10 protein-coding genes and 1 pseudogene are annotated in these 13739 nt (G+C 60.1%); 8 read left to right on the top strand and 3 right to left on the bottom strand.

From position 1 onward, the window contains the following. The first annotated feature begins 207 nt into the window (after positions 1-207). From AC1DYF_RS11095 to AC1DYF_RS11115, 5 genes are all read left to right on the top strand, one after another. Positions 208-1131 (top strand): ArsR/SmtB family transcription factor, encoded by a 924-nt coding sequence (locus tag AC1DYF_RS11095; protein ID WP_477876784.1) that lies wholly within the window; start codon positions 208-210, stop codon positions 1129-1131. Between the two features lie 105 nt (positions 1132-1236). Then, a complete protein-coding gene (gene arfA / locus AC1DYF_RS11100) occupies positions 1237-2745 on the top strand; it encodes an arabinosylfuranosidase ArfA (RefSeq protein WP_477876785.1) in 1509 nt (502 codons plus the stop codon). Between the two features lie 53 nt (positions 2746-2798). Continuing rightward, positions 2799-4076 (top strand): extracellular solute-binding protein, encoded by a 1278-nt coding sequence (locus AC1DYF_RS11105; RefSeq protein ID WP_477876786.1) that lies wholly within the window; start codon positions 2799-2801, stop codon positions 4074-4076. A gap of 178 nt (positions 4077-4254) precedes the next feature. Next, on the top strand, positions 4255-5139 hold the full coding sequence (locus AC1DYF_RS11110; RefSeq protein WP_477876787.1) for a carbohydrate ABC transporter permease: 885 nt from the start codon (positions 4255-4257) through the stop codon (positions 5137-5139). Next, positions 5136-5978: a carbohydrate ABC transporter permease gene (locus AC1DYF_RS11115; protein ID WP_477876788.1), complete on the top strand. Its 843-nt coding sequence runs from the start codon at positions 5136-5138 to the stop codon at positions 5976-5978. The genes AC1DYF_RS11110 and AC1DYF_RS11115 overlap by 4 nt, the downstream gene beginning before the upstream one ends. Positions 5979-6023: 45 nt before the next feature. Here the strand turns inward: AC1DYF_RS11115 and AC1DYF_RS11120 are convergent, their stop codons facing one another. Next, entirely contained in the window at positions 6024-7106 is a 1083-nt protein-coding gene (locus AC1DYF_RS11120; RefSeq protein ID WP_477876789.1) for an ABC transporter ATP-binding protein, read from the bottom strand. Positions 7107-7768: 662 nt separating this feature from the next. Further along, entirely contained in the window at positions 7769-8143 is a 375-nt protein-coding gene (locus tag AC1DYF_RS11125; RefSeq protein ID WP_477876790.1) for a hypothetical protein, read from the bottom strand. Positions 8144-8303: 160 nt separating this feature from the next. Here AC1DYF_RS11125 and AC1DYF_RS11130 point away from each other — a divergent pair, with 160 nt between their 5' ends. The 3 genes and pseudogenes from AC1DYF_RS11130 to AC1DYF_RS11140 form a co-directional block, all read left to right on the top strand. Continuing rightward, entirely contained in the window at positions 8304-9854 is a 1551-nt protein-coding gene (locus AC1DYF_RS11130) for a helicase HerA-like C-terminal domain-containing protein (RefSeq protein ID WP_477876791.1), read from the top strand. 41 nt (positions 9855-9895) lie between these two features. Further along, positions 9896-10357 (top strand): methyltransferase family protein, encoded by a 462-nt coding sequence (locus AC1DYF_RS11135; protein WP_477876792.1) that lies wholly within the window; start codon positions 9896-9898, stop codon positions 10355-10357. 315 nt (positions 10358-10672) lie between these two features. After that, positions 10673-12121, top strand: a pseudogene (locus AC1DYF_RS11140) (ABC-F family ATP-binding cassette domain-containing protein); the annotation flags it as partial. Between the two features lie 131 nt (positions 12122-12252). Here AC1DYF_RS11140 and AC1DYF_RS11145 read toward each other — a convergent pair. After that, entirely contained in the window at positions 12253-13674 is a 1422-nt protein-coding gene (locus AC1DYF_RS11145; RefSeq protein ID WP_477876793.1) for a calcium-binding protein, read from the bottom strand. Between the last annotated feature and the right edge of the window lie 65 nt (positions 13675-13739).

Below are 13739 nucleotides of genomic sequence, written 5' to 3' on the forward strand. Positions count from 1 at the left end.
AACTCCGTCAGCCGTCTGGCCGTCGGTGATCCTGCGATACCCGATGATGTCTATTCACGGTGATGCTTCAGCACCGAACGTTTGAAATCGGCGGGATTGTCATATGATCGCCATAAAGGTTTCAGGGCAGGGGTGATTTGCGGCGATCGAGACTTTCAAAGTATCGGATATGCTGATATTCAGATTTTTTTCATCATCTGAATGACCATGACAGGCAAAGTACTCGTAATAGACCCTTCAGAGCGCCAGGATATCGTCAAAGGCTTGGCGAGCGATGTGCGCATCTCGATGCTCAAGCTGCTCCGCATCGGCGGACCGAAAAACGTCAACCAGATTGCCGAGGAATTGGCGCTGCCGCAGTCTACCGTCTCCTCCAACCTGCAGATTCTGGAGGATGTCGGTCTGATTACCACCGAAAGCGTCAAGGCGAAGAAAGGCAGCCAGAAAATCTGCCATTCCGCCTTCCACGAAATTCTTATCGCTTTTCATGATGATGTGGTCGGGCGACGAGACGATCTCATCGAAGTGTCGATGCCGCTCGGGCTCTATACCCAGTTCGAGGTGACGTCCCCCTGTGGCCTGTGCTCGCGGGATGGCGTCATCGGGTTACTGGATGTGCCCGATACATTTCTCGAGCCGGATCGCATGAAGGCCAGCCTTTTGTGGTTCACCCACGGCTTTATCGAATATCAGTTTCCCAACAACACAATGCTCAAGAAAACCAGGCCGAAAGCGCTCGAATTTTCGATGGAGTTGAGTTCCGAAGTTCCGGGCACGGCCGCTAACTGGCCCTCCGACATCTTCATCCAGATCAACGGGGTCGACGTCGGCACCTGGACGTCGCCTGGGGATTTCGGTGACAAGCGCGGTCTTTACACTCCCGGCTGGTGGAAGCTTGCCGGTTCTCAGTATGGCAAGCTCAAGAACTGGCGCGTCAACGGCGAAGGCAGCTTCATCGACGGCGTCAAGATCTCCAACGTCAAGCTCGATGATCTCGGCATCGACCGGCATCGCTCGGTCCGCATGCGCATCGGCGTCAATGAACATGCCGATCATCCCGGAGGCATCAACATCTTCGGGCGTGGCTTCGGCAATTACGATCAGGACATCGTGCTGCGCATTCAGATCTGAAAAAACGTCACCTGCTGCTTGACGTTTCAGCGGCGTTCGCTTTACTGTTCCCGGCAGCAGGATATTTACCTGAATTTCAGGTATGAATGTATGATGGGGAGGAATATGAAGGCGAAGGTCACAGCGCATGCGCGCTATACGATTGCCGACATCGATAAACGGCTTTATGGCTCGTTCCTCGAACATCTTGGTCGCGCCGTCTACACGGGTATTTACGAGCCGGGTCACCCGACGGCGAATGCCGAGGGCATGCGCGGCGACGTTCTCGACCTCGTGCGTGAGCTTCAGACGCCGGTCTGCCGATATCCGGGTGGCAATTTCGTATCCGCCTACAATTGGGAAGATGGCATCGGGACCAAGGAAGACAGACCGACGCGCCTTGATCTCGCCTGGCGTACGTCGGAATCCAATCACGTCGGCATCCATGAATTTGCCAGCTGGGCAGAGGCCGCAGGCACGGAGATGATGCTGGCCGTCAACCTCGGCTCGCGCGGCCTCGATGCCGCACGCAGTTTCGTCGAATATGTCAACCATCCCGGCGGCTCCTACTGGTCGGATTTGCGGCGCAAGAACGGTCGTGCAGCACCCTGGGATGTACGGCTCTGGTGTCTTGGCAATGAAATGGACGGCCCCTGGCAGGTCGGGCACAAGAATGCCGCCGAATACGGCCATCTGGCAAATGAGACGGCAAAGGCGTTGCGCGCCTTCGACGAAAAGCTGCAGCTCGTCGTCTGCGGCTCGTCGCATTCCGACATGCCGACCTATCCGCAGTGGGAAGCCACGGTTCTGGAGGAGACCTACGACCAGGTCGATTATATTTCGCTGCACATGTATTTCGAGAACTATGAGAAGAACACCGCGGAATTCCTGGCGCTCCCGGAAAAGCTGGACCGCTACATCAATACGGTCGGCGGTGTGATCGATTACGTGAAGGCAAAGAAGCGGTCGCAGCGCGACGTCAAGATTTCCTTCGACGAGTGGAATGTCTGGTATCACGAAAGACGCAGCGACGCCCGGCGGATGAAGGAATGGAATTGGCCGCATGCACCGGTGCTGCTGGAAGACATCTACAATTTCGAAGACGTTCTCCAGGTCGGCTGCATCATCAACACCTTCATCCGGCGCTCCGACGTCGTCCGCATCGCTTGCATTGCCCAGCTTGTCAACGTGATTGCGCCAATCATGACCGCGCCCGATGGTGCTGCGTGGCGGCAGACGATCTATCATCCGTTCAAGTTTGCCTCGGTCTACGGACGCGGTACTGCGCTTCAGCTCGATGTCGATTGTGCCGGCTATACGTCCAATGTCGCCGCCAACGTGTCCTATCTGGACATTGCCGGCGTTCATGATGGGGATGCGGGAACGCTGACATTCTTTGCGGTCAACCGGCATGGTAGCGAAGCGATGACCATCGACCTGCCGCTCGAAGGTTTCGGCAATGCGCGATCGGTGACGCACACGCTCATCAAGCACGACGACCTCGAGGCCACCAACACCAGCGACAATCCGAACAATGTCGCGCCGCGCCAAACCGACGATGCGACATTGAGCGGCAACGCGGTGCACGTGACCGTTCCGCCCTATTCCTATTCGATGATCAGAGTTCAGCTATAGGTTTGCAATTGCCGGCGGCGGGAGGCCAATCGGCAGGTAGGAGGAGAGAAGCGATGCCTAGAATTTCGACTTTGGTGAGAACCGCTGTCATGGCCGCGGGGTTGTTTGCAACCGCGGCGCATGCGGAACAACAGACCGTCGTGTGGTGGGATTTCCTCGGCGGCGGCGATGGCGTGCGCATGAAACAGTTGATCTCCGATTTCAACGACGCCCACAAGGACAAGATCAAGATCGACGCGACCACGCTGCAGTGGGGAACGCCGTTTTATTCGAAAGTGCAGACGTCCGTTGCCGTCGGCGAAGCGCCTGACATCATGACCTATCACGCAAGTCGCATTCCGCTTGCCGTCAAGCAGGGTCTGCTGCAGGAGATCACGGCTGATGACATGAAGGCGATGGGCCTGTCGCAAGCCGACTACGCGCCGGCAATCTGGAATGCGGTGACGATCGACGGCAAGCAATATGCAGTGCCGCTCGATACCCATCCGATCGTGCTCTATTACAACAAGGACATTCTCAAGAAAGCGGGTCTGCTGACGGACGACGGCAAGCCGAAAGGCATGGATTCCGGCGAGCATTTCAAGCAGACGCTGGAGGCGCTGAAGGCGGCAGGCGTGAAATTCCCGCTTGGCTCGGTGACCGCCGACGGCAATTTCATGTTCCGGACCATCTACTCGTTCATGGGACAGCAGGACGGGGAATTGATGACCGATGGCAAGTTCCTGGTCGGGGACAACGCCAAAAAGCTCGAAAATGCGTTGACCGTGCTGCAGGGCTGGACGAAGGAAGGGCTGCAGTCGACCTATACCGATTATCCGGCGACGGTTGCCCTGTTCACCTCCGGCAAGGCGGCGATGATGATCAACGGTGTCTGGGAAGTGCCGACCATGGTCGACCTTCATAAGAAGGGCAAGCTGTTCGAATGGGGCGCAGTGGAACTGCCGGTGATTTTCAATCACCCCTCGACTTATGCGGACAGCCATACCTTCGCCATTCCCGCCAACAAGGGCAAGGACATGAGCCCCGAAAAGCGTGCGGCTGTGCTCGAGATCATGTCCTGGATAGACAAGCATTCCCTGTTCTGGGCGACAGCGGGCCATATCCCGGCCTATAAGCCGGTGACTGACAGCGCCGCCTACAAGGCGATGCAGCCCAATGCGACCTATTCGCCTTTGACCGCGCATATGATCTACGATCCGAAGTCACCGCTTGCCGGCGTTGCCGGACCGATCTTCGACGTCATGTCCACCTATTTCGTGCCGACGCTCAATGGCGAAATGGACCCGGCGCAGGCGGTGGAAAAGATCAAAGCCGGCCTCGACGATCTCTGATCTTGCATGCCGGGGCGTCCAATCGGTCGCCCCGGCAATTGCTTGCGTCATCGGCGTCTGAAAGCGCGTCGCCTATTTGCGGATCGATGTGACGTGCTTTGACTGTTTGTTTTGCACATGTCGCCATCCGAAACCGGAGACCGCTTTCGGGCGATATGCTGTAGGTTCGGGAGAGAGCATGCTCAGAAACAAGCACGGCGAGGCTCTCGTTGCCTTCGCGCTGATCGCGCCCTTCGTGGCAATCTATGGCCTTGTTTTCGTATACCCAACCGTGAAGCTGTTCATGATCAGCTTCACGGACGCGCCGCTGATCGGCCCGGGCCAGTATGTCGGCCTGCAGAACTATACGCGTCTCCTGAACGATGGCCATTTCAACACGGCATTCTGGAACACTGCATATTTTGTTGCGCTCACGGTCCTTCCGGGCACGGCTGTCGCCTTCGCCATCGCACTGAGCGTCAGCCGTCTTGCAGGCCGGCTGCAGGCGCTTGTGCTGGCGCTGTTCTTCCTGCCCTACATACTGCCCGTTTCCGTGGTCTATCTCATTTGGGACTGGACGCTGAACTATCAGTTCGGCATTGCCATGTATGTCTTCGATCTCATCGGCATCGCCCGCGTGCCGATCTTCAAGACGACGGCCTGGTTCATGCCCGCGGTCGGCTTCGTGACCATCTGGTGGACGGCGGGCTTTTCCATCCTGTTGTTCCTTGCCGGGCTGCGGGCAATTCCGGGCGAGATCTACGAGGCAGCAGCGCTGGACAATGCCGGCCGCTGGGCGACGTTTCGCAGCGTCACCTGGCCGCTGATGTGGCCGATCACGGCGCTGGTGATCACCATCCAGTTGATCCTGCAGCTGAAGATTTTCGACCAAGTATACCTGTTCTCCACCGGCGGGCGTCCGAACGACAATCTGGTACTCGTCTACTACGTCTTCCAGCGCGCCTTCCAATCCGACCAGGGCGGCAGGGCGGCAGCGGTGGCTGTCGTGCTTTTCGCCATCGTCATCATCGTCTCGGTGCTGAACTTCCAACTGACCCGGCTCTCGAAAGGAGGGTCCCGATGAATGTGAAGACTGCGAGGCGGCTCAATCTTGTCGGGCTGGCGATCACGCTGGGCACTGTCATCATCTCGATTCTCTGGGCTTTCCCGATCTATTGGGGCGTGATTTCGTCACTGAAGCCCGAAGAAGAGGTTATCCGGCCCTATATCGAGCTTTGGCCGGATACGTTCACCGTATCGCACTATTATTTTGCCTTGACGCAAACCGATATCGGCCGCTGGTATCTGAATTCTATCATCGTCGCGCTCAGCGTCACCTTCCTGACCGTCTCGACATCGCTGCTTTGCGGATATGCGATTTCGCAGCTGCACTTTCCCTTCCGTCGGCCGCTCTGGTGGCTGATCCTGGCGAGTTTCATGGTGCCGCTGTCGGCCCTGATCGTCAATCATTTCGAGCTGATCGCCGGCCTCGGCCTGGTCAACACCTGGGCCGGCATCATCCTGCCGCAGCTGATCAATCCGGTCATCGTGATCGTCTACAAGCAGTTCTTCGACGGCGTGCCGAAGGAATTTCGCGAAGCGGCTGTCATGGACAATGCCTCCGAATGGCGCATCCTGACGCGGGTCTACATCCCGATGAACTGGGGTGTCACCACGGCGCTGTCGATCGTGACTTTCATCTGGTCGTGGAACGCCTTCCTCTGGCCGTTCCTGGCGGTCACGCGCAATGAAATGATGACGATCACGGTGGGCATTACCCAGGTCAGCGACGCGTTCGGGGTCTACTATGCGCGGCAACTGGCGGCCGCCGTGCTCGCCGGGTTCCCGGTCGCACTTGCCTACCTGATCTTCCAGAGGCGGGTTACCGAAGCGATCACGCTATCGGCGGGGATCAAAGGCTGAGGCGAGGCGGCCGCCTGGCCGCCCGGATACCGCGTGCCGTCACCGTCAATGTGCGTGATAGGCCTTGCCCTGCTGGTCGAAGAGATGCATCGCGGCGATATCGAAGCCCAGCTGGACCACATCCGCGGTCTGGACAGCGGAATTTCCCTCGGCCTGCGCGATCAATTCCGTTCCGTCTTCGAGCGTGCAATAGATGAGCGTGCGCTCGCCAAGTCGCTCGACGACACCGACCCGTGCCGCGGCAGTGGCTGCAAAAGAGCGATCACCCTGCACGATGTGGACGGATTCAGGACGAATTCCCAATTCGTACGCGCCCGGCCCTGGAGGATCGAGATCGATGTCGAATTCGGCTCCGCCGGCGAGCCTCACGCGGCGGGGAGGCTCGCCTTGCACGTCGACGCGAATAAAATTCATCCCCGGGCTGCCGATGAAGCCGGCAACGAACCGGGAGGCGGGCCGAAGATAGACTTCCATCGGCGTGCCGATCTGCTCGATCTTGCAATTGTTGAGCACCACGATCCGGTCGGCCAGCGTCATCGCTTCGATCTGGTCGTGGGTGACGTAGATCATCGTCGATTTGATGCGGTTGTGCAACTGGGCGAGTTCGACCCGCGTGCGGACGCGCAACGCCGCGTCCAGGTTCGATAGCGGTTCGTCGAACAGGAATGCCTTTGGTTCCTTGACGATGGCGCGCCCGATGGCAACGCGTTGACGCTGACCGCCGGACAATTGTCCCGGCCGCCGCTCCAGCAGCGCCTCCATTTCCAGCATCCGCGCTGCATCTCTGACGCGCGCCTCGATATCGACTGAGGCCATGCCGATATTGCGCAGCCCGAATGCCATGTTTTCGCGCACGGTCATATGCGGATAAAGCGCATAGTTCTGAAACACCATGGCGACGTTACGCTGGCCGGGCGCCAACTCTTCGCTGCGCCTGCCGTCGATGGTCAGGCTTCCCCTGTCGATTTTCTCCAGGCCTGCGATCATGCGCAGCAGGGTGGATTTGCCGGACCCTGAAGGGCCCAGAAATACCATCAGCTCCCCGGCTTCCACGACAAGCGATACGTCTTGGATAACGTTAACGCTGCCGTAGCTCTTCGATACGCTGTCCAGCCGTATTTCCGCCATCCGTTCCTCCGCGAACTAGCCACTTTGCCGATATATATCATAAGTCAAGATATAGTCGAGGCGCGTGCTGGAAATTCTCAAGCATGGTTCGGGGCCGCCGCACGGCATGACATGGCCGAGATCGGCTGGAACGGGTCATGCAACGCGCGCCAATACGCCCGACATCGATCCCTCCAACTTTGGTGACACCGTGTTCCGGGCGGCACTCGCTCTCGCGACGCAGTCTTCGGTCTTCGGCCTGCTGCGGATGCCGTTCGGACTGGGCCTGATGGCCATCGGCGACAATGAGGCAGCGGCGGCAAGCGACAGCATCGCGCCGGTCCGGTCGAGGATCGCCGCGTTCGTCGCCTCGGCCGGTAATCTGCGGGTTGGCCGGCGCCATCTACTATATCGCGGCCCTCGGCGTCGATCCGGTGGGCGCCTTCGACGTCGACTGGCAGATACGCATCCTGTTCATCATCATTGTCGGCGGTGCCGGGCACACTGGAGGGCCTGCTGATCGGCACCGCGATCCATTTTGCGCTGCGGGAGCTGCTGCAGCACCCAGGGCGGCTGGAAGGGATCAAACACCCTCCAAAGACTGCTCCAGATCAAGGCCGGTTAACCTCGATTTCCCTGCCGTGCGGGCGCGACCCGGATCAGATCGCGCCGTCAGCGCCGCCTCAGACGAACTGGCTGAGCCCCGGCACCGAGGCGACAACCTTGTCGACCAGCTCATCGCCGGCATATTTTCTCGCGACAGCCACTGTCTCGCGTGCCAGCGCGGTGATCTGGCCCATGCCAAGGCCGACGCTCATCAACTGCTGGCCGAGACCCATGATGCCGCCGCCGGCCAGGCCGGCGAGGAAGCCGCCCGAACCTTCGCCACCCCATTCGGAGATCAGGTCGCGGGCGCCGGGAATGGCGGCGATCATCTTGTGGACGGCGTCGTCATCGGCCTCGCGCTCCAAAAAGCCCAGCATCATGCCAATGGACTTCTGCGCCGTTAAGGTATCGAGCCCGGTTGCGGATGCGATTTCAGCGACGAGTATAGTCATGGCGTCCTCCGATTCCATTCTTTTTCATTCTTCCAATTATTGGCTGACATTGCAGATGCTTGCAAGGTTGTCCGACGATCGGTCGCACCTTATAACAAGCCCGGACGGATTCAACACGGCAATGCGGATCGTTCGCATCGCCGCGGCGTGGGAGAAAAGCATGCTCGAACAAGGCAAGATCTATCTGGGGACCAGCCGGAAACCGGATGATACGATCAATGAGCCGGAATATCTCGACCTCCGCTATGGCAACCGCCACGGTCTGGTGACCGGCGCCACCGGCACCGGCAAGACGGTGACGCTGCAGGTGCTCGCCGAGGGCTTTTCCAATGCCGGCGTGCCGGTATTCTGCGCCGATATCAAGGGAGACCTCTCCGGCATTGCCGCCATGGGCGAGGAGAAGGATTTTTTGATGAAGCGGGCCAAGGACATTGGCTTTGCGGACTATGATTTCCAGCAATTCCCGGTGATTTTCTGGGACATTTATGGCGAGAAGGGCCATCGCGTCCGCACCACGATCACCGAAATGGGACCGCTCTTGCTGTCGCGGCTGATCAATGCCAGCGAGGCGCAGGAAGGCGTGATCGCCATCGCCTTCAAGATCGCTGATGAAGGCGGTCTGCCGCTGCTCGACCTGAAAGACCTGCAGGCGATGCTCAACTATATGGGCGACAATGCCCAGGAATTGTCGACCAAGTTCGGCTTCATCACCAAGGCCTCGGTCGGCTCGATCCAGCGGGCGCTGCTCATTCTCGAACAGCAGGGCGCGGCGAATTTCTTCTCCGAGCCGGCGCTGAAAATTTCCGACATCATGCGCACCACCAATGACGGGTGCGGCGCGATCTCGGTGCTGGCGGCCGAGAAGCTGATGATGAATCCCAGGCTCTACGCCACCTTCCTGCTCTGGCTGATGTCGGAACTGTTCGAGCAGCTGCCCGAGGTTGGCGACCCGGACAAGCCGAAGCTGGTATTCTTCTTCGACGAGGCGCATCTGCTGTTCAGCGACGCGCCGCCGGTGCTGATCCAGCGGGTCGAGCAGGTGGTGCGGCTGATCCGATCCAAGGGCGTTGGCGTCTATTTCGTCACGCAGAACCCGATGGATGTGCCGCCGACGGTGCTGGCGCAACTGGGCAACCGGGTGCAGCATGCGCTGCGCGCCTATACGCCGATCGAGCAGAAGGCAGTGAAGACCGCGGCCGACACGTTCCGGCCCAATCCGGATTTCGATTGCGCCACGGTGATCACCACGCTCGGCACCGGCGAGGCGCTGGTCTCGACCATCGAGGACAAGGGCGCGCCGTCGATCGTCCAGCGCACGCTGATCCGGCCGCCGTCGTCGCGCGTCGGACCGGTGACCGATGCCGAGCGCAAAGAGGTGATTTCGGTGAGCCCCGTCGGCACTGTCTACGACCAGGACATCGACCGCGAATCGGCCTTCGAAATCCTGACGAAAAAGGCCGAAGACGCCGCCCAGGCACAGGCCCCGGCGCCAGCGCCGGAACAGCCGAAGACGACAGGCACGATCGGCGGCTGGACGCTGCCCGGCTTCGGCACCAACGACAATGCAGCACCGCAGCAACAGCAGCAAAAACGTTCCGGCTACCAGCGCGAGACGATCGTGGAAGCGGCGATGAAGTCGGCGGCCCGGACATTGGCGACGGCGGTGACGGGCGCGATCGTGCGCGGCGTGCTGGGTAGCTTAAGGCGATAAAGGCGCGCTCCGGCGCGACCTGCAAGGAGGAGGACAGAGTCGTGAATAGTCTCGATCATCGCATTCCACCGCCGCTCGTCGCGCTGATTCTTGCGGTGCTGATGTGGCTCGCAGCGCGATGGCTGCCCGCCACGCCCCTGACAAGCGGCGTGACCTATGCCATTGCGGCAGTGTTCCTGATTGCGGGCATTTTCTTCTCGGCGTCGGGCGTCACGTCCTTCCGCCGTGCCAGGACGACGCTCAATCCGGTCAAGATCGAAGAAGCGTCGAGCCTTGTGACCAGCGGGATTTACGGCATTACCCGCAACCCGATGTATGTGGGGGTGACGCTGGTGCTCTGCGCTTGGGCCTTTTTCCTTGGCTGCCTGTGGACATTGATCGGTCCTGCCGTCTTCGTCGCCTATACGACCCGCTTCCAGATCGCTCCCGAAGAGCACATGCTGGCGGTGAAGTTTGGCGAGACCTATCGCAGTTACTGCCGCCGTGTGCGGCGCTGGCTGTAGGTTCCATGGTGCGCAGCGTGCATGGCAAGGTTTGAGCCGTGGTTGCCGGCTTTGCCAACTGATGCTAACGTCATGCCAGTTCAAGAAAGGAGGGCTGCATCGTGATCGACCGTTTCGACCGCCATCGTCAGTGTGGCCCCAATCCGGCCCTGCAGATGCGTTTGCAGGGCTGACCAGGGACTGTCCCCTTCTCCGGTCTGCCTTTGCGGAACCGCGGTGCGTGCCATTTGGCCCCAGCCGCTCCCGTATTTTCCGAGCATTGACGGCTTGCATTCGCCCGTAGGCGAGGCCGCTCGGTAGACCGAGACCATCATCATGACCCTGATCAATATCCGCAATCTCAGCGTGACGCTCGCCGCGCCGCTGTTTTCCAACCTCAATCTTGCCGTCAATGCCGGTGACCGGATTGGTGTGGTTGCCGCCAATGGCCGTGGCAAGTCCACGCTGCTCAGGCTCATCGCCGGCATGGCAGAGCCGACGACCGGCGATGTGGTCCGCGCACGCGGCCTGACGATTGGCTTCGTCGAACAGAACGTGCCGCAGGGATCGCTTGGACAGACGTTCGATGCCTTTGTGCGCTCCGCATTGTCACATGAGCAGGCGGCCAGCGAGGGCTGGCGCGTCGATATCGCGCTCGATGCACTCGGCGTCGATCAGGAATTCAGGGCGAAACCGCTCGGCGCCCTCAGCGGCGGCTGGCAGCGGCTTGCCATGCTGGCCCGTATTGCCGTGACCGAACCCGATCTGCTGCTGCTCGACGAGCCGACCAACCATCTCGACCTTGCCAAGATCGGCCAGCTGGAAGCCTGGTTCGCCATGCTGCCGCGCGACATGCCTGCTATTATCGCCAGTCATGACCGCGCCTTTCTCGACGCGGTCACTAACCGGACGCTTTTCTTGCGAACAGAGCAGTCGCCGGTGTTTTCCTTGCCCTATACGCGGGCGAGGGCGGCGCTCGACGAAGCGGATGAGTCCGATGCGCGACGTTATGAGCGCGACATGAAAACGGCAGACCAGCTTCGACGGCAGGCGGCCAAGCTCAACAATATCGGCATCAATTCCGGCAGCGACCTGCTGGTGGTCAAGACCAAGCAGTTGAAGGCACGCGCGGAAAAGCTGGAAGACGCCGCCAGGCCTGCACACAGGGAGCGTTCGGCCGGCGCAATCCGGCTTGCCGATAGGGGCTTGCACGCCAAGGTGCTGGTGACGCTCGACAATGCGGGGGTCACGACGCCGGACGGCAGGCTGCTGTTCGAGACCGGCAAGCGCTTCATCTGCCAGGGCGACCGGATCGTGCTGCTAGCGCCGAACGGGGCAGGAAAGACGCGGCTCGTCGCCATGCTGCGTGCGGCCATCGAGGTTCCGGAGATCGACAGCGCTGGCATCCGGGCGACGCCGTCGCTGGTGCTCGGCTATGGCGACCAGGGGCTCGCCGATCTTGCCGACGGCGAGACACCGTTCGCCATTCTGAGCCGGCGTTTCGAACTTGGCGAGCAGCGGGCGCGCAGTCTGCTGGCTGGCGCCGGCATCAGCGTCGACATGCAGGCGAAAGCGGTGGGAAAACTGTCGGGCGGGCAGAAGGCGCGTCTCGGTCTTCTGGTTCTGAGGCTGGCCGAGCCGAACTTCTATCTGCTCGACGAGCCGACCAACCATCTCGACATCGACGGCCAGTCGGCGCTTGAAAGCGAATTGCTTGAACGGCAGACCAGTTGCCTGATCGTGTCGCACGACCGCAGCTTCATCCGCAATGTCGGCAACCGTTTCTGACAGATCGACCGTCGCAGGATCGTCGAGGTCGATGATCCCGAGGCTTTCTTTACGTCGTTTGGTGCCGCGTGAAGGCTGCAACAGTTGCTGCGAGGGGCGGAGGTCGTTTGCTCCTCCGCCCACTCGTTTCAAAGCATGAAATCGCCCTTCACCAGATCGATATTGCCGACCAGCTTGATCTCCATGTCGGCGGTCTTGTCGCCATTGTCGTCCACCAGCACGAACGTATTGCCGCCGTCGTGTTCGAAGCGCACTTCGCTCGACTTGCCGTCGAAAGCTTTGCCGCCGATGAAGTCATAAGCGCCGCCGAAATTCTGACTGGCGAACATCGGCGACAGGTCGATCTTGTCGTGCTGGGAATGCTTGAAATCCTTGATCGTGTCCTGGCCGCTGGCATCGACCGTCGAATTGTCGAGGCCCTGGTACTGGAAGTGGTCGGCGCCGGCGCCGCCGGTCAGCGTGTCGGCGCCGAGGAAGCCGAAGAGCACGTCGTCGCCGCCGCGGCCGTTGAGATCGTCCTTGCCGATCGAGCCTTCCGCAGTTTCGCCGTTCTCCGAACCCGCGAATTCGAACGTGTCCTGCTGGTAGGCGCTGACCTGGTAGATCTCAAAATTCTTGAACGTACCGCCGTGGAAGCTGCCGGTGTTGAGCGACGAATTTTCCAGGTCGAGGCGATTGTGGAATTCGAGCGTATCGCCTGAGCCGGTCATCGGCGCGCCCTGGGCATTGTCGGTCAGTTCCGTGTAGAGCGTGTCGCTGCCGGCGCCGCCATCTGCGTGGATGGCACGCGGGTCCAGCGAATGGGTGGCCCAAATTCTGATAAAGTCGTTGCCACCCCGGCCCATCAGCGTGTCGGCACCGTGGCTGCCGATCAGGGCATTGTCATGATTGTCGCCCTTGAGGATGCAGGAGGTGATCGCAAAACAGTCGACACCCTCGACATTCTTGATCGTCAGCGTGCCGCCCCAAGGATTGGTGCCCGTTCCCTTGGCGAGGTCGATCTTGGCGACGCCGCCGGTGGTCGAGGGAGCGTCGGTGATCGAGTCGAAGTCGATCAGGTCGATGCCGGCGCCGCCATTGATAACGGCATTCTGGTGGTGCCAGACATAAATGGTGTCGTTGCCGTCGCCGGCGTTCACCGTCCCCTTGCCGCCGCCGCCGACTTCGAGATTGTTGTCATATTTGTCGCCGGTGCTGATCACTGTGCCGGTCAGATTGTCGGCGAGCAGGAAATAGACCTGGTCGAGATTGTTGTTGATGGCGATCGTCTGGCCGCTGTAGTCGATATGCAGGCCCGTGACATCCACGGCGTGCTTGCCGTTGGTGATCAGTTCCACCGAGGTGATGAAGCCGCTGGTGGCAGTGCCGTTGCTGACTTGCAGGTTGTCGACGTCGACGACGACCTGGTTCTTATGATTGTTCGGGTCGGAATAGGTGATGACGCCGTGTTTCTTGTCGATCTGGACGGCGGGCACCAGGGCCATGAAGCCGAATGTCTGGAACAGCGCCTGCTCGCTGAGCAGGCCTTCATATGTAAATTCCACAGTCATGTTCTGTCACTCCACGGGATCTGACAAGGTGGCTCGCCGGTCAAGATAGAAGTTTTCTTACAAGC

This window comes from Rhizobium sp. P2_G9 (assembly GCF_056403475.1).